The following is a 17,052-nucleotide window of genomic DNA, read 5'->3' as shown; positions in this document are numbered from 1 at the left end:
ATAAATTGTCAAATATGGTAACTCAACTAGAAATTACAAATCAACGCAAAGAAAATGCGGAACAAGAAATCCGTGAAAAAACAAAGCGTGTTGACTACAACACTTTCGAGTATCCCATTGAAGTAATTGTTCAAAAATATTTGGATGGAAAAGAAGACGATGAAAATGAAATTTTTATTCCAGATTATCAACGAGAAATGTCTTGGGATGAAGATAGACGATCAAAATTTATTGAATCTGTAATGTTAGGTTTGCCAATTCCTTATATTTTTGTTGCTGATATATCAGGTTCAGAAGAAGATTTAGCCCGCTTAGAAATTATAGATGGTACACAACGTATTCGTACTTTAGCCAAGTTTATTAAAAATGAACTAAGATTACAAAATCTTAAGAAATTAGAAAATTTGAATGGGTTTACTTTTCAAGATTTACCACTACCACGCCAACGGCGTTTTAACAGAATTAGTATTAAAATGATTCAATTAACAAAGGATGCAGATGAAGAAATTAGACGGGATCTTTTTGAAAGAATTAATACTGGTAGTCTTGAATTAAACGAAATGGAGAAACGTAGGGGAAGTTACCCAGGAAAGTTTCTTGATTTAGTTGAGGAATTATCAAAATATCAACCCTTTATAAATTTATGCTCTTTTAGTAAAACTGAAATTGATAAAAGAGACCCACAAGAATTTGTCTTACGGTTTTTTGCATTTTTAAATAATTATCAAAATTATGGTAATTTTGGCAACAAAGTTCATGAGTTCTTGGATGAATACTTAAAACAAGAGAATAAATCTGATGTAGCAAAAATAAATGATATGAGAAATGAATTCTATTCAGTGCTAGTATTTTTGGAAAGATATTGTCCCAATTCTTTACATATTTATCGAAAAACTAAGAATTGCTATGAACCTACAACTAGAATTAAGTTTGAATCTATTACGGTAGGTATTGCTTTGGCGTTAAGAGAAAATCCCAATTTAGTTCCAAAATCTATTACTTTTTTAGATTCGGATGATTTTAAAAAATTAACGAAATCTGATGCTAGTAGTTCTCAAAATAAAGTAATTCGTCGTATTGAGTATGTTCGTGATCAGCTTTTAGGTAATTCATGAAAAGTACATTATTTCAAAATTTTGATGAACGCGCTCAAGAAGTTAGTAGATACTTTTTATTTTTAAAAAATCTAGAGCAAGGTTCAATTCAATTAAGCATGGGTAATCCGAAGAATACCAAAACCAAACCAATAAATAATGATTTAGAAAAAACTCTTAAAGCAACAGGATTTTTGTTGCTCTATAATCTAGTTGAATCCACTATGACTAATGCAATCCAAACAATTTTCGATGAACTAAAAAATAAAAATATTTCTTTCGATGATGTTAGAGATGAAATTAAGAAGATTATTATTGATAATATTAAAGATAAGGATAATAAATCCACAGCTAATCTTTTAGCTAGTATCCAAAACATTTCACTTGATATCATATCAGCTAGTTTTAACAAAAAGAGGTTATTTTCAGGTAATGTTGATGCAAGAGAAATAAAAGATACAGCAAATACGTATGGTTTTTCATATAAAACAAATGCTATAAAAACTCAAAATGGGAGTGATTTACTAACAGTTAAGACTAATAGAAATGATTTAGCACATGGTTTTAAGTCATTCGAGGAAGTTGGTAAAAATGCAACTGCTGATGAGTTATTGAAAATTCAAAAAAGAGTTATTTGTTATTTAAGGGGAATATTAGAAAATATAGAGATTTATCTATCTAATGAAGAATATTTAAAAAAAAATCCGGTTGAAAATGCTTTAATTAAAGATGGTTGGACAATTACAACAGATACTTATCCTGTTGAATATGAAGACGTTAAACTTTATCCAGATTTAGCTGTAAAAAAGCTAATTTCACAAAACCAAAAACAACGTAAAATTATTGTTGAGATCACAAGTTTTATCAGTTCTTCACTCATCAAAGATTTTCAGAATGCTTTAGGACAATATATTTTATATCGTAATTTGATTCAACTATCTCAAAATGAATACCAAGAAATTTATTTAGCTGTAAAAGATGAAATTCATGAGACTTTTTTTCAAAGAAAATCAATTAAAGCTGTAGTTCAATTAAATCAACTTGCTTTGGTTATTATTAATACAGAAAAAGAGGAAATTGTACAATGGATAAATTAGTTAATTATCGTGAAACTATTAATGAAACTCGCAAAACAAAAAATTAGCAGTGAAAACTCAACGCTTAATCAGTTACTAATGGAATTACAGGAAGAATGCCAAAATGTGATTTCTCTGGTTAATCAATTACAACTTTCTGAATTAAGCGATCGTCAAAAAGGGAAAATTCTCTCGGAATTGCTGGTGTCTTCAATTCATTTACATTCCCATTGTGATAAAAATTGGCAAAATTTGATTGCAGATGAAATGGAAACCTTAACAGATGATTAGGTGGTTGGGTGTGCCTTAGCGATCGCTCTTTGTTTATGCTTTGGGAGTGCGATCGCATTCGTCCAACATCCCAAACCGACCTAACCCCCCAACCCCCTTCCCTGCAAGGGAAGGGGGAGAAATCTTGCTCCCCTCTCCTTGTAGGAGAGGGGCTGGGGGAGAGGTCAAACACGATATAAAAACACACCCCACAAATGAACAACCAACCACCGAAAAAAGACGGACTTCATAACATAGTCATTGGACAAAAAATAGAACCAGTAAAAGTCGAACTCGCTAAAGAAATGCGTCGCCAAATGACACCAGCAGAAAAAATTCTGTGGGAACATCTTCGCGCCAACCGCTTGCATGGTTTACATTTTCGCCGGCAACAAATTATAGATGGTTTTATAGTAGATTTTTATTGTCATGCTGCTAGTTTAGTCATAGAAGTAGATGGAAAAATTCATGAACAACAAATAGAATATGATCTAGAAAGAGATAAAATTTTATCAGCTAGAGGTTTGCGTTTATTGAGATTTGAAAACGAAGAAATAACAGAGAAAATTGATCAAGTTTTGATGCAAATTTATCAAACTTGTTGTGAAAAGATTGGGTAAAAACTAATGACACTCGCAAAACAAAAAATTAGCAGTGAAAACTCAACGCTTAATCAGTTACTAATAGAATTACAAGAAGAATGCCAAAATGTGATTTCTTTGGTTAACCAATTACAACTTTCTGAATTGAGCGATGCCTCCGGCGAGCGCAGCTATCGCCAAAAAGATAAAATTCTCTCAGAATTGCTGGTAGCTTCTATTCATTTGCATTCCCATTGTGATGAAGATTGGCAAAATTTGATTTCTGATGAGTTGGAAACTTTAGCAGATGATTATAGGTAGTTTATCTGCATCGCACTCAAGCTACCGATAATTTTTGCTACATCTGCGGGCAGTAATTCTGTAGCTTTTTCTTTTGCCCACTTTGCTAATTCTTCTTTGGGTAAGCGATCGCTCTTTAATAGATACTGTGTCTTGAGTCCTGTACCTGGTTTGGGATTAATAATGGTAATGCTGGGATTGGTGACAGGTAAGTTCAACCCTTTGAAGAAACTAACATCTGACATTCTTCCTGTTCCCAGTTAAGAGTTCCCTGTTCCCTCCAGTTTAGCATACTAAGTCCGGTAGAGCCGCTTTTATTTAATCCTGCTAATATTCGGTCTCGCTCTGATTTATTATCTAAAGACGTGGCGGCTCTTTTTTCAGATTTACGCATAGCATCTAATTCATCATTTACTTGTTTCATTACGTGAAATCTATCAGCAGTTATATTTGCATTTGGCATTAATTCTTCTACTAAACTTTTATAAGGAGACCAGAGATCCATGCTCATTTCAACTATTTGTTCAATGTTAACTAATTGGTCATTTTGGTCAACAATGAATACTTGCGATTGATAAAGACCACTATCTTCTATAGTGATATCGGCAGTAATGTTGTTAACAATCTGACCATTTTGTTTTAACCGGAAATTGGAAATATCTTTATTATTAGTGACATCCAGATCAAAATAATAGGGTTGAATGTCTATTCTTAAATTTTCCGCGTTTTCTTTAATGGCATCTGGTAATGCCATAAAGTAAATTCTAATTTTATTTTGGTCAACTACTGTATTACCGGGAATCTTTAACTCTTCAATTTGGGGGATGATAATCCCATTTTGTTGGGTATCGGGTTTAAAGGAAACTTTGCGATATTGGGAATTGAGATAATCAACTCCTTGAATTACATTTTCTCCAGCTGTAATAGTGTATTTTACCCACAGTCCCAAAGAGTTGAGAATGGATTTATCTGATTTTAATTCAATATAACCAATGGAGTAAGCATCTTCTTGGTCGGATAACAATGCCCCATATTCTTTAGCGTTTCTAACTGTTACCAGTTCTAAAGTGGGTTCATTATCTTCTATAGAGACTGTCGCAGACTGTTTTTGAGTATCTACCTGATAAAACTGATTGTTCTCAGTACCACTCCCGTTTGTCGGTTGTACCAGCCGAACAGTGACAGATTCGGTATTTTCTGCAACATCATCATCAATAGGTTCTACACCAATAATAATGGCTTTATCACTTTGCCCAGTATTAGCCTGAACAGTAATTTCGTTTCCAGTAAAGTATTCTTTCTTGCTATGGTCTGCATAACGCCAATAAAAGAGATAATCTGCACCTTTAGTGGTATTAATATGATTACTACGTATAGTGTTTGTTCCAGTTGTTTTGACGTATTTATTAGGATCTGAAGCATTTTTGTCAGTAACAGGATCTAAATTCAGTTTTAAGGTAAACTCCTTTCGTCTTTGTCGGTCAAAAATAAGTTTAAATTCGGCATTCTTGCCTCTGTCTTCTGAGGCAAAATGCCTGCATAAGCTTGTTGTCCTTCCGAGGAAATAGCAATCCCAGATTCAATATTTCCAGTGGCAAATTCTAAATCCCAATCTCCGCCTAACAGTGCATTACCTGTAATATCTACGGAGGCGGCAACATCTGTTCCTGTGAATATACTTAAATCCCTTAAAAACTCCTGACCCTGACCAAAACCGACACTACAGCCAAACAGTAAAATATCTGCTTCTGCTGTTAATGCCTTACGCCATTGTTGTAATTGCTCACGATAGGCTTGGATACTGTCGCGGTTTAGCCGAGTTGTTCCCATCTGAATTTGTCCCTCACTACCGTGAGAGATAATTTGCACACTAGTAATATTTTGTCGCTCCTTAAGAGTATTGGTGATTTGCTCTATTCCGTCTTGGTCTGAGTTGATGATCAAGATTTCTGTATCGGGCCGAACTTGTTTGAGCAGGTCTTGATAGTTAGCAACAACCTGAGCATCAACAAAAACAATGGTGGTGGTGGGTGTGTTTGTTAATTTAGTGGAAAATCCTGAAGATTATCCTTTTTTATGGGAAGAATTTTAGTTAAAATAATTTAACTCTGAATTGTGGAACAGGCATCCTGCCTGTTATCTTCTGAAAGTAATTCACACTAATCATTTGATATAATTAATTTTTCAAACTTTCACAGGTTGATTTTAGCAGGTTCACAGGCTAGAAGCCTGTGCCACTTAAACCTCATGCTACTGAAGAACTGTACCTTTATGACCCCAATGGGTTTATGATTAGAATTCGTTGTAATCCTAATTAACTCCAAATATGGAAAAAGTTTTAAAAGTCATTGCAGACGTAATTACTAACCCCCCAATTCCCCATGAACCCCATAAACAATCCTTAAAAAATTGGGCGATGTATTGCTTACGGGATAGAGGTTTTATAGTTGTTTTTGCCCAAAATGCTGACTTTGCAGTGCAGTTTAAAAACGGTGACAAATTCTATTTTAAAGTTACCAATCAAGCTGATGATTTAGCTAATGATATCAACTGGATAGTTTGGGATGGTGTGAATAAAACCACCAGTTTGATTCCTCAATTATCCAGTTATCATCAATAACTGTAGGGTGGGCAAAATTGCCCACCCCATACAGATTTTACACAGTTACTTAATTTTCTTCCCGTAACTTATCCAAAACACCGCGATCCTCCAAAGTTGAAGTATCGCCCGACACCTCCTGACCCGCTACCAGATTCCGCAACAACCGCCGCATAATCTTCCCAGACCGGGTCTTTGGTAAAGCATCAGTAAACCTGATTTCACCAGGACGAGCGATCGCCCCAATCTCATTAACAACGTGCTTCTTCAGTTCCTTACTCAACTCCTCACTGGCTTGATAAGTTCCCTCCAAAGTTACAAAAGCCACAACTTCCTCACCCTTCAATTCATCCGGTTTACCCACCACAGCAGCCTCAGCTACCGCCGGATGAGACACCAGCGCAGATTCTACTTCCATCGTCCCTAAGCGGTGTCCAGAGACATTCAGGACATCATCCACGCGCCCCATTACCCAGAAATAGCCGTCCTCATCCTTTCTGGCACCATCGCCGGCAAAATACGTATAATTACCATCAATGGGCGGAATATGTTCCCAGTAAGTCCGGCGGAAGCGATCAGGATCACCGTACACAGTCCGCATCATTCCCGGCCAAGGATGACGAATTGCTAAATAACCACCTTCGTTATCAGGGACAGTATTTCCTTCTAAATCTACCACATCCGCAATAATACCGGGGAAAGGCAGGGTAGCTGAACCGGGTTTAGTGGCAATTGCCCCAGGTAGAGGTGTAATCATAATCCCACCTGTCTCCGTTTGCCACCAAGTATCCACAATTGGACAGCGTTCACCACCAATGATTTTGTGATACCACATCCAAGCTTCGGGGTTAATGGGTTCACCCACACTTCCCAGTAATCGTAGGGAAGAAAGATTACGTTTGTTAGGATGGTGTTCACCCATTTTGATAAAGGCGCGAATTGCGGTTGGTGCGGTATAAAAAATATTAACGCCGTATTTCTCAATTACATCCCAGAAACATCCAGGATTAGAAGCACGGGGCGCACCTTCATACATGAGAGTAGTTGCACCGTTGGAAAGAGGTCCATAAACAATATAGCTGTGTCCAGTAATCCAACCGACATCGGCAGTACACCAATATACATCTGTATCTTGGAGATCAAAAATCCATTTGGTGGTGATATGGCTGTATAAGTTATAACCACCTGTGGTATGAACTACCCCCTTCGGTTTGCCTGTACTACCGGAAGTGTAGAGAACAAACAGCATATCTTCACTGTCCATTGGTTCTGCGGGACAATCAGCGGAAACGCCTTTTTGTAAATCGTGCCACCAATGGTCACGCCCTGCTGTCATGTGAGTTGTTTGATTTGTGCGCTTGACAACTAGCACATCTGTAATGCTGGGAACTGCATTATTTTCTAAAGCTTTGTCTACCTGTTCTTTGAGGGGGACAATCGCATCCTTGCGCCAACCACCATCGGCTGTGATCACTAACTTAGCTTCGGCATCATTTAAGCGATCGCGCAAAGCTTCAGCACTAAAACCACCAAAAATAACGCTATGAGGTGCGCCAATTCTCGCACAGGCTAACATGGCAATGGCAGCTTCGGGAATCATTGGCATATAAATACCAATGCGATCGCCTTTTTTTGCCCCCAACTGCTTCAACACATTCGCAAACTGGCATACTTCCCGATGCAATTGAGCATAAGTCAGCGTCCGTGAATCTCCCGGTTCACCTTCCCAAATCAACGCCGCCTTATTTTTCCGCCAAGTAGTGAGATGTCTGTCAAGACAGTTGTAAGAAATATTAATCTTACCGTTGACAAACCACTTAGCAAAAGGTGGTTGCCAATCTAGGACGGTATCCCATTTTTGAAACCAATCTAACTCAGTTTCTGCTAATTCTGCCCAAAATTGCTGAGGATCAGCCTTAGCTTGATCATAAAGACGCTGATAATCTGCTAAACTTTTGATTTGGGCGTTTTCTGAAAAATCACTGGTAGGCGGAAATAGCCGCTTTTCCTGTAAAATGGATTCTATAGTTGGTTGAGACATAGTGATGGATGTAAACGATATTGTCACTGAAAACTATTTTTAACGAAGTTGTGCCAAAAAACTTGAGATTTTCATAAAATTGCCTCAAGTGTAAAGATTATTTACTGATATGCTAATCTAGTCCTACTCTAATACGACAATTAACTAATGCTGAATTGTTCAGTACGCCGTAAGATAAAATAATTATAATGTTTTTAACAACCTTATTTACCGATTTAGTAGGATATAAATCCTTAGATGTCATGTTAGTATTTTACAACAGGGTATAGTTTGGAAGCCAAGGAAATTAAAGATAGACTCAATTTATTAATCGAGCAAGCCGCTGAAATAGATCCGAATCTCACGGCAAAACTAAGAGATATCAACCGTTGGATTAAACATATCAAGCTTGGTTCGCTGATATCCAAACCCATCGTTGTCGCTTTTTTATTAGAAGTAATTACGGACTCTAGGGTTTGGTTAGCAATTAAATCTTTACCTTCGGAGGAAGACAAAAGATTACAGTTTGAGCAAATGACCGCCAATGAAAGGTATTGGTACGGTTATCTGTTCCCTAAATGGATTAATGCCACAGACACCAAATTTTATATTTGGAAGAAAAAAATGATGGCGGGGGAGTTTAATCAGGCTGATAGTGATATCATTAAATATATAGCTCAGGATGTTGTTCACCGGGAAGGTGATTTTTGGCGGCGTTATATAGCTGACCTTTCCATGGCGACAGACCTGATTGTTAGCAATCATCAAAATAAACCACTCTGTATTCAAGTTACCAGTGTCAGTGAAGAATTTCATAACACAAAGTATCAAAAGTGGCAAAATTCACTGCAATTGTGGGAAATAGAAAGAGGATTATTCTTGAGTTACAATCCCCAAGATAATGATTTTATCCATCAGTTAGTCAATGTTGCACTGTATAACAGTGATCATCTTGCGGAAGGGAAGTATGTGAATTTTTCCTGATTCCCGAATATTGAAATCGAAATCTGTGTCCTAGCTAACATCATTAATCCGCTGAAAACACCATTTATGGTTAACCAACAACAGACTAATAATAGCGCTCAACTCGAAAACCTGACGGAAGCGTTAGCAGCAGCCCGGAGTATGCAGCAAGATTGGTTAAATTATGGACTAAATTTTGTTCATATTTATGTAGAAGATGTGGAAGGTGATTGGCTAGAAACTTGGGGTGATGATGAAATATCTAATCCTTTATTTGATGGGATTAAAGACTTTTTAGTTAGTGATGATGATGTCGCCATCAAAATAAGAAAGTATGTAGGAGACGCATCCTTGTTTGATTTAGCAGTAGATTTAGAAGAATGTTTGAGAATTTCCCGAGATAATGACAAAACATCGGCTGTAAAAGATATATTAGTAAGTAATATTGATCTGAATATTGATGATCTGGAATTATTGGATTTAGCGAATGATTTTGTAGATAAGTGTTGTTGTCGCTTCCCAGATTAAATGACCACTTGACAAATTAATGTCCACAAATATATTAAGCCCTAAACCCTTGCTATATAAGGGTTTTGACAAAATAACTGTCCGAGTTTAAAAACTTCACAAATTAGTTGTCCTATCTTGAAAATCTGGCTCTTGCGTCTCTTTTATGGTGATTGAGGATTGATGATAACAAAACCCTTACGGGACAAGGGTTATAAACAATTATTTCCATATTTTCAATGAAATGCCTACACAATAAGGCTTTCAATGATTTTGAACCAGGGTTTCCATAAAAATAACCGAAGAACCGAAAATCTCTATTTCTCCAACCTTGACTTTATACTCAAAACGGCTAGAAGCTGGACTTTTTTATCATACAAAGAACAAGTTCAAAGCCTCTCCTTTGCACCTCTCCCTAACCCTCTCCTAAGAGGAGAGGGAAAAGGAATAACATAAGGGATTCAGAATTAACACACTAGTAGTTCGTCAAATTTATTTTGACGGGTAATGATGATCGGAAAAAACTTCTGTTCTTCCCTCCCCTACCCCCCTGCCTCTCTTCTCCCCCTGCTTGCCTTCACCCGTCATTTTCGGGTTGACAGACTACTAGCTTTGTTAGCACAAACAATCAACGTAACTGTTCTATCTTGACTAATTAATTTAGAAAATTTAGGTTATACTATTTTTTCAAGCATAATGCAGTCAGTTAAGACGCATATTTTTGTGACTTCTAATTGAGTTTTCACTCCTTTTTACTTATGACAATTAAACTCACTATTCCTGGAATGGCTTGTTCTGCTTGTGCTAGTAATATAACCAAGGCAGTTATAGCCATTGACGCTAATGCTATTGTGGAAGCTGATACTAAAACCAAGTTTGTCAATGTAGAAACTCAAGCTTCAGAATCTGTTATTAGAGAAGCTTTAATTGCTGCTGGTTATCCACCTTCTTAGCAAGATATTCTCAAATTAATAAACATTTCCTAACCACCGTTTAGAGAATGTTTTAAAAGTGGTATCCCGTAATTTCCATCACATTTTTACCCCCCCTTGCAAAGGGGGGAAACAATAAAAATCCAGTTCCCTCCCCTTTATAAGGGGAGAGTTAGGGAGGGGTAAAATATTTGATACAGCAATCATGACTTTTAAAACACCTTCTCAGATGATTTTGTACATTAACACATCACTCCTGCTATCATAAGGCACAGTTTTTATCCCCAAGCCTGTATGCATTGAAAAACCCACTAAGTAGGTGAACACAATAAAACTAAAGTGTGTAAAGAAAAGTAAAATCGCCCAAAGCTTCTTCACTCTTGCATGATTGTCTTTTGCTTTTTGCCTTCCCATAACGACAATTTTCGATGCTAACCTACTTATTGATTGTCTTTTATCTCCCCAGCTTATTCACAAAGTTGGGGATTTTTGTATTTACAGCACTTCCTGATGTTATCAAGTCCAGTTTTTTATCGCCAAACAAGTAGGGGCACAGGGTCTGCGCCCTCTATTGTATTTCATGGGATCGGGAATTGTTGTATAACCGATCAGTAGGTGAACACAATAAAACCAAACTGTGTAAAGAAACGTAAAATCGCTGAAAACTTCTTTACTCTTGCCTTGCTATAACGACAATTTTCAACGCCAACCTACTTAATAAATCATTATTTTTCAGAGGGAACAGGGAACGGGCAGCAGGGAACAGGAAAAACTCATGTTTAAAAACATGAGATTGAAATAATGACACTGTTTTTTTCGTGCTACGCATCTTTTAAAAACATCCTTTTTTTGACTGAGCTTTAAACTCAGAACTAAAGTTTCTTATTTGCTCCCAGTTAAGAGTTCCCTGTTCCCTTCTTTTGTAATATCAAAGAATCATGATTTTGTCATGAAATTATATTTTTGCTATGTACAATTAATCGTTATGTCATCAAATATTAATTTATTTTTTTCTGGAATCATTTATTAAATATTAGTTTATTCGTGATTAAAATATCTTTTCGTGTTACCGATTAATAGTAATAATTAAAAAGAAGAAATAACCAACAATTTCAAATTATTGTATTTGCAGATTTTGACAAAATCACCTTGTCAAAAAAATATTGCTATTCTTGAGGCTTAAATACTTATGTCATTTGTTGATATTTATCAAAACATCCCGTCTCGAAAAGAAATCAATTACACTGCTATTTCCCAAACAAATCCCCTTCAAAATCCCACCGACAATAGTATAAGTTGGGGTAATCATAGTAACTCTTCTCAACATAATCTAGAAACAAACTCCCCTATAGCTAGTAATAGCAGCTATAACTCTAACAATGGCTATGGCCTAGTTAACGCCGGATTAGCAGTCAGTAAAGCCGCAGGCGTTAGTCCCTATACAGATGCTCCTAACTTGGGTGGCAATAATTGGGGAGCGGATCTGATCAAAGCTCCCACAGCCTGGAATAATGGATATACAGGACAAGGAACTATTGTTGCCGTACTAGATACAGGCGTAGACTACAACCATCAAGACTTAAAAAATAATATTTGGAGTAACGCCAAAGAAATAACTGGTAATGGAATAGACGATGATGGTAACGGCTATGTTGACGATGTTCAAGGTTGGAACTTTGTAGATAACAACAATAATATTTTAGACAATAATGATCATGGCACTCATGTTGCTGGAACCATAGCCGCAGAAAATAACGGCATTGGTGTTACTGGCATTGCCTATAATTCCAAAATTATGCCAGTCAAAGTCCTAGATGCCAATGGCTCAGGTTCTTACTCGAATATCGCTAAAGGTATTTATTACGCAGTTGATAATGGCGCAAATGTAATTAACCTTAGTCTAGGAGGTAATTCCTCTAACGATACGCTCAAATCAGCCATTGAATATGCCAGCAGCAAAAACGTAATCGTTGTCATGGCAGCAGGTAATAATGGTGATCCAGTGCCATCCTATCCCGCCCGCTACGCCTATAATTCAGGAATTGCCGTAGGCGCAGTGGATAAAAATAATAACCTTGCGGATTTTTCCAACCGGTCTGGTCCTCAAGAAATCACCTATGTCACCGCCCCCGGAGTTAATGTTTACTCCACAATACCTAATAATCAATATGCCAGTTACAATGGCACTTCTATGGCAGCCCCTCACATTGCTGGGGTCGTCGCTCTTATGCTTAGTGCTAACCATAACCTAACCGAAAGCCAAGTCCTCCAAATTATTAGAAGCACATCTGCGAATAGCACTAATCCTCCAGAGCCGACAACACCTTCACAGCCAGGACCGAAAATGCCATCTCTTTTCCCCCCTCTAGACTCTTTTTTCCCTTTGCAACTAATTAATATAATTTCACAATTGCCTTTTAAGCTGCAATCTCCAACACCAACCTCTACTCCCTTTCCTCCTATAGTTGTCTCCAAGAGCGAAAATCAGTTGGAGTTGCATTTCGGCAATATAGCAACAGTAACAGTACAGCAGTTTAACTACTACGGTCAAAGTCTGGCACAACCCGTTACCCAATTCACACTAAATTTCTACGACAACACCCCACCAAACAGCAACAGTGAAGATAGTTTTGATAAACAGTATTATAAAGACAGCTATTGGCATTGATCTAAGGGAACACCAAAAAATAAATTACCAATTTTGTGGGATGGGCATCCTGCCCGTCCTTGATGATTAGCAGGCAATTCGTCCCGCACCACGAGAAATTTTTGGGTATTTTTTTAATTGGAAGTCCCTAATCCACTACAAAAAAAACAATCTGAACCAGTGAAAACAAACGCCACTAGGGAAAAATCCTCTCCCCCTCAACGTTTCCAGCTTTTCAGTCCCTGAAATCACCCTTGCCTAAAAAATATTTCTCAAACCCCTTGACAGAAAAAGGAAGGATTGCTATATTAGATAAGTGCCGAGAGAAAGAAACAAATCCCGGACAACTGAACCGAGAAAAAATAATACTTTGAAAGAATAGATTAAACCAATCCTCGTCGTCAAGATAATTGAAAGAGGATTCGAGATTTTAACTAATTTCGGAGCCAACAAACTCGAAAACACAAAATGGAGAGTTTGATCCTGGCTCAGGATGAACGCTGGCGGTATGCTTAACACATGCAAGTCGAACGGTCTTTTCGGAGATAGTGGCGGACGGGTGAGTAACGCGTAAGAATCTACCTTCAGGTTGGGGACAACCACTGGAAACGGTGGCTAATACCCAATGTGCCGAGAGGTGAAAGGCTTGCTGCCTGAAGAAGAGCTTGCGTCTGATTAGCTAGTTGGTGGGGTAAGAGCCTACCAAGGCGACGATCAGTAGCTGGTCTGAGAGGATGATCAGCCACACTGGGACTGAGACACGGCCCAGACTCCTACGGGAGGCAGCAGTGGGGAATTTTCCGCAATGGGCGAAAGCCTGACGGAGCAATACCGCGTGAGGGAGGAAGGCTCTTGGGTTGTAAACCTCTTTTCTCAGGGAAGAACAGAATGACGGTACCTGAGGAATAAGCATCGGCTAACTCCGTGCCAGCAGCCGCGGTAATACGGAGGATGCAAGCGTTATCCGGAATGATTGGGCGTAAAGGGTCCGCAGGTGGCATTGTAAGTCTGCTGTTAAAGAGTTTGGCTCAACCAAATAAAAGCAGTGGAAACTACAAAGCTAGAGTGTGGTCGGGGCAGAGGGAATTCCTGGTGTAGCGGTGAAATGCGTAGATATCAGGAAGAACACCGGTGGCGAAGGCGCTCTGCTAGGCCAAGACTGACACTGAGGGACGAAAGCTAGGGGAGCGAATGGGATTAGATACCCCAGTAGTCCTAGCCGTAAACGATGGATACTAGGCGTAGCTCGTATCGACCCGAGCTGTGCCGTAGCTAACGCGTTAAGTATCCCGCCTGGGGAGTACGCAGGCAACTGTGAAACTCAAAGGAATTGACGGGGGCCCGCACAAGCGGTGGAGTATGTGGTTTAATTCGATGCAACGCGAAGAACCTTACCAAGGCTTGACATGTCACGAATTCCGTTGAAAGATGGAAGTGCCTTCGGGAGCGTGAACACAGGTGGTGCATGGCTGTCGTCAGCTCGTGTCGTGAGATGTTGGGTTAAGTCCCGCAACGAGCGCAACCCTCGTTTTTAGTTGCCAGCATTAAGTTGGGCACTCTAGAGAGACTGCCGGTGACAAACCGGAGGAAGGTGGGGATGACGTCAAGTCAGCATGCCCCTTACGTCTTGGGCTACACACGTACTACAATGCTACGGACAAAGGGCAGCTACACAGCGATGTGATGCGAATCTCATAAACCGTAGCTCAGTTCAGATCGAAGGCTGCAACTCGCCTTCGTGAAGGAGGAATCGCTAGTAATTGCAGGTCAGCATACTGCAGTGAATTCGTTCCCGGGCCTTGTACACACCGCCCGTCACACCATGGAAGTTGGTCACGCCCGAAGTCGTTACCCCAACCGCAAGGAGGGGGATGCCTAAGGTAGGACTGATGACTGGGGTGAAGTCGTAACAAGGTAGCCGTACCGGAAGGTGTGGCTGGATCACCTCCTTTTAGGGAGACCTAATCCATTTAGAACTCGAAAGCAATGCAAATTGTGAATAGAAACTAAATTGGTCTAACCTAGGTCGGTCGAGATTGGTAGATATCTTTCAAAGTATTATTCGGCTTAGTTCAAAAATTGAATCAGAGTCAGCACCTAACAACTATGGTTAGACTGCTGGGTTAAATTCCAGCCAGAACCTTGAAAACTGCATAAGAGAAAGAGAAAAAGCAGGCAGACACAGACATTGAGATGGATGTGAAAGCAAACAAGCAGAAAATGTGGTCAAGCTAATAAGGGCTAATGGTGGATACCTAGGCACACAGAGGCGAAGAAGGACGTGGTTACCGACGAAATGTTCCGGGGAGTTGGAAGCAAACTAAGAGCCGGAAATGTCCGAATGGGGCAACCCTATGTACTACCTGTTGAATATATAGACAGGAAAGAGCCAACCCAGCGAACTGAAACATCTTAGTAGCTGGAGGAAGAGAAATCAAACTAGAGATTCCCTAAGTAGTGGTGAGCGAAAGGGGAAGAGCCTAAACCAAGGGATTTATCCTTTGGGGTCGTGGGACAGCGATATCGAATCTAGAGACTAGACGAAACAGCTAAATACTGTACCAGAGGGGGTGAAAGTCCCGTAGTTGAAAGTCAAAGGATAGTAGCTGAATCCCGAGTAGCATGGAGCACGAGGAATTCCATGTGAATCAGCGAGGACCACCTCGTAAGGCTAAATACTACTGTGTGACCGATAGTGAACAAGTACCGCGAGGGAAAGGTGAAAAGAACCCCGGAAGGGGAGTGAAATAGAACATGAAACCATAAGCTTACAAGCAGTGGGAGTCCGATTTAACGGATGACCGCGTGCCTGTTGAAGAATGAGCCGGCGACTTATAGGCACTGGTAGGTTAAAGCGAGAATGCTGGAGCCAAAGGGAAACCGAGTCTGAAGAGGGCGAAGATCAGTGTTTATAGACCCGAACCCTGGTGATCTAACCATGTCCAGGATGAAGCTTGGGTAACACCAAGTGGAGGTCCGAACCGACCGATGTTGAAAAATCGGCGGATGAGGTGTGGTTAGGGGTGAAATACCAATCGAACCAGGAGCTAGCTGGTTCTCCCCGAAATGTGTTGAGGCGCAGCGGTTGTGATTAAATCTGGGGGGTAAAGCACTGTTTCGGTGCGGGCTGGGAGACCGGTACCAAATCGAGACAAACTCAGAATACCCAGAGAACACACAGCCAGTGAGACAGTGGGGGATAAGCTTCATTGTCAAGAGGGAAACAGCCCAGACCACCAGCTAAGGTCCCCAAATCATCACTAAGTGATAAAGGAGGTGAGATTGCCTAGACAACTAGGAGGTTTGCCTAGAAGCAGCCACCCTTGAAAGAGTGCGTAATAGCTCACTAGTCAAGCGATCTTGCGCCGAAAATGAACGGGGCTAAGTGATGTACCGAAGCTGTGGGATTACTAATCATAATCGGTAGGGGAGCGTTCCGTCGTAGGTAGAAGCAGTAGCGGCGAGCAGCTGTGGACGAAACGGAAGTGAGAATGTCGGCTTGAGTAGCGCAAATGTATGTGAGAATCATACACCCCGAAACCCTAAGGGTTCCAGAGCCAGGTTCGTCCACTCTGGGTTAGTCGGGACCTAAGGCGAGGCCGAACGGCGTAGTCGATGGACAAAGTGTCAATAGTCACTTACTGTTCTGTGGGAGCATAGATAGGGACGCATGAAAGATAGCCATACCCTGATTGGTTTGGGAGGAGTTTACGAACTCTGCGTGGTGAAGGATAGTGCCAAGAAAAGCTGTCTATGTGATGAAGATAGAACACCCGTACCCGAAACCGACACAGGTAGGGAGGTTGAGAATACCAAGGGGCGCGAGATAACTCTCTCTAAGGAACTCGGCAAAATGGCCCCGTAACTTCGGAAGAAGGGGTGCCCACCTAAGAAGTGGGTCGCAGTGAAGAGATCCAAGCGACTGTTTACCAAAAACACAGGTCTCCGCCAACTCGCAAGAGGACGTATGGGGGCTGACGCCTGCCCAGTGCCGGAAGGTTAAGGAAGCTGGTCAGCGAAAGTGAAGCTGGCGACCGAAGCCCCGGTGAACGGCGGCCGTAAC

13 protein-coding genes, 2 rRNA genes and 1 pseudogene (1 of these 16 cut by a window edge) are annotated in these 17,052 nt (G+C 40.0%); 12 read left to right on the top strand and 4 right to left on the bottom strand.

Annotation, left to right across the window (positions count from 1 at the left end; genetic code table 11):
- Positions 1–14 precede the first annotated feature (14 nt).
- The 5 genes from HEQ36_RS04355 to HEQ36_RS04335 all read left to right on the top strand — a co-directional run bounded on the left by HEQ36_RS04355 (position 15) and on the right by HEQ36_RS04335 (position 3,342).
- Positions 15–1,115, top strand: coding sequence for a DUF262 domain-containing protein (locus HEQ36_RS04355; RefSeq protein WP_168635075.1), 1,101 nt, complete (start codon positions 15–17; stop codon positions 1,113–1,115).
- Positions 1,112–2,191 (top strand): MAE_28990/MAE_18760 family HEPN-like nuclease, encoded by a 1,080-nt coding sequence (locus HEQ36_RS04350; protein WP_168635076.1) that lies wholly within the window; start codon positions 1,112–1,114, stop codon positions 2,189–2,191. Before HEQ36_RS04355 ends, HEQ36_RS04350 begins: the two co-directional genes overlap by 4 nt.
- Positions 2,192–2,200: 9 nt before the next feature.
- Positions 2,201–2,461, top strand: coding sequence for a hypothetical protein (locus tag HEQ36_RS04345; protein ID WP_290706804.1), 261 nt, complete (start codon positions 2,201–2,203; stop codon positions 2,459–2,461).
- Between the two features lie 194 nt (positions 2,462–2,655).
- Positions 2,656–3,060, top strand: a complete 405-nt coding sequence (locus HEQ36_RS04340) for an endonuclease domain-containing protein (protein WP_168635078.1) — start codon at positions 2,656–2,658, stop codon at positions 3,058–3,060.
- Positions 3,061–3,066: 6 nt separating this feature from the next.
- The gene (locus HEQ36_RS04335) at positions 3,067–3,342 is read left to right on the top strand and encodes a hypothetical protein (RefSeq protein WP_168635079.1); all 276 of its coding nucleotides are present in this window, start codon (positions 3,067–3,069) and stop codon (positions 3,340–3,342) included.
- Here HEQ36_RS04335 and HEQ36_RS04330 read toward each other — a convergent pair.
- The 3 genes and pseudogenes from HEQ36_RS04330 to HEQ36_RS04320 all read right to left on the bottom strand — a co-directional run bounded on the left by HEQ36_RS04330 (position 3,333) and on the right by HEQ36_RS04320 (position 5,340).
- The gene (locus HEQ36_RS04330; protein WP_168635080.1) at positions 3,333–3,566 is read right to left on the bottom strand and encodes a hypothetical protein; all 234 of its coding nucleotides are present in this window, start codon (positions 3,564–3,566) and stop codon (positions 3,333–3,335) included. The two genes, HEQ36_RS04335 and HEQ36_RS04330, sit on opposite strands and share 10 nt — an antisense overlap.
- Positions 3,566–3,862: pseudogene (locus HEQ36_RS04325) on the bottom strand (transposase); the annotation flags it as partial. The pseudogene HEQ36_RS04325 and the gene HEQ36_RS04330, both read right to left, overlap by 1 nt.
- Positions 3,863–4,773: 911 nt before the next feature.
- Entirely contained in the window at positions 4,774–5,340 is a 567-nt protein-coding gene (locus HEQ36_RS04320; protein WP_081424136.1) for a DUF4347 domain-containing protein, read from the bottom strand.
- Between the two features lie 307 nt (positions 5,341–5,647).
- On the opposite strand from HEQ36_RS04320, the gene HEQ36_RS04315 reads away from it, so the two are divergent.
- Positions 5,648–5,941: a hypothetical protein gene (locus tag HEQ36_RS04315; protein WP_039202529.1), complete on the top strand. Its 294-nt coding sequence runs from the start codon at positions 5,648–5,650 to the stop codon at positions 5,939–5,941.
- Between the two features lie 49 nt (positions 5,942–5,990).
- Here HEQ36_RS04315 and acs read toward each other — a convergent pair whose 3' ends face one another.
- Positions 5,991–7,961: an acetate--CoA ligase gene (gene acs, locus HEQ36_RS04310; protein WP_053538054.1), complete on the bottom strand. Its 1,971-nt coding sequence runs from the start codon at positions 7,959–7,961 to the stop codon at positions 5,991–5,993.
- Positions 7,962–8,231: 270 nt separating this feature from the next.
- Here acs and HEQ36_RS04305 point away from each other — a divergent pair, with 270 nt between their 5' ends.
- From HEQ36_RS04305 to HEQ36_RS04280, 6 genes are all read left to right on the top strand, one after another.
- Positions 8,232–8,924, top strand: a complete 693-nt coding sequence (locus HEQ36_RS04305) for a hypothetical protein (protein WP_027402615.1) — start codon at positions 8,232–8,234, stop codon at positions 8,922–8,924.
- Between the two features lie 66 nt (positions 8,925–8,990).
- Positions 8,991–9,431, top strand: a complete 441-nt coding sequence (locus HEQ36_RS04300) for a hypothetical protein (protein WP_168635081.1) — start codon at positions 8,991–8,993, stop codon at positions 9,429–9,431.
- Between the two features lie 737 nt (positions 9,432–10,168).
- A complete protein-coding gene (locus HEQ36_RS04295; protein WP_039202527.1) occupies positions 10,169–10,363 on the top strand; it encodes a heavy-metal-associated domain-containing protein in 195 nt (64 codons plus the stop codon).
- Positions 10,364–11,531: 1,168 nt separating this feature from the next.
- Positions 11,532–13,010, top strand: coding sequence for a S8 family peptidase (locus tag HEQ36_RS04290; RefSeq protein ID WP_168635082.1), 1,479 nt, complete (start codon positions 11,532–11,534; stop codon positions 13,008–13,010).
- 444 nt (positions 13,011–13,454) lie between these two features.
- A 16S ribosomal RNA gene (locus HEQ36_RS04285) occupies positions 13,455–14,941 on the top strand.
- Positions 14,942–15,213: 272 nt separating this feature from the next.
- Positions 15,214–17,052 (top strand): 23S ribosomal RNA (locus tag HEQ36_RS04280); it runs 986 nt beyond the window's last position.
- Together the 16S and 23S rRNA genes form the textbook arrangement of a ribosomal RNA operon.

Source organism: Anabaena sp. 54 (genome assembly GCF_017355725.1).
In the GTDB taxonomy this organism is placed as follows: Bacteria; Cyanobacteriota; Cyanobacteriia; order Cyanobacteriales; family Nostocaceae; genus Dolichospermum; species Dolichospermum heterosporum.
The sequence above is the reverse complement of the archived record's forward strand: the minus strand, read 5'-3'. Positions and strand labels throughout refer to the sequence as shown.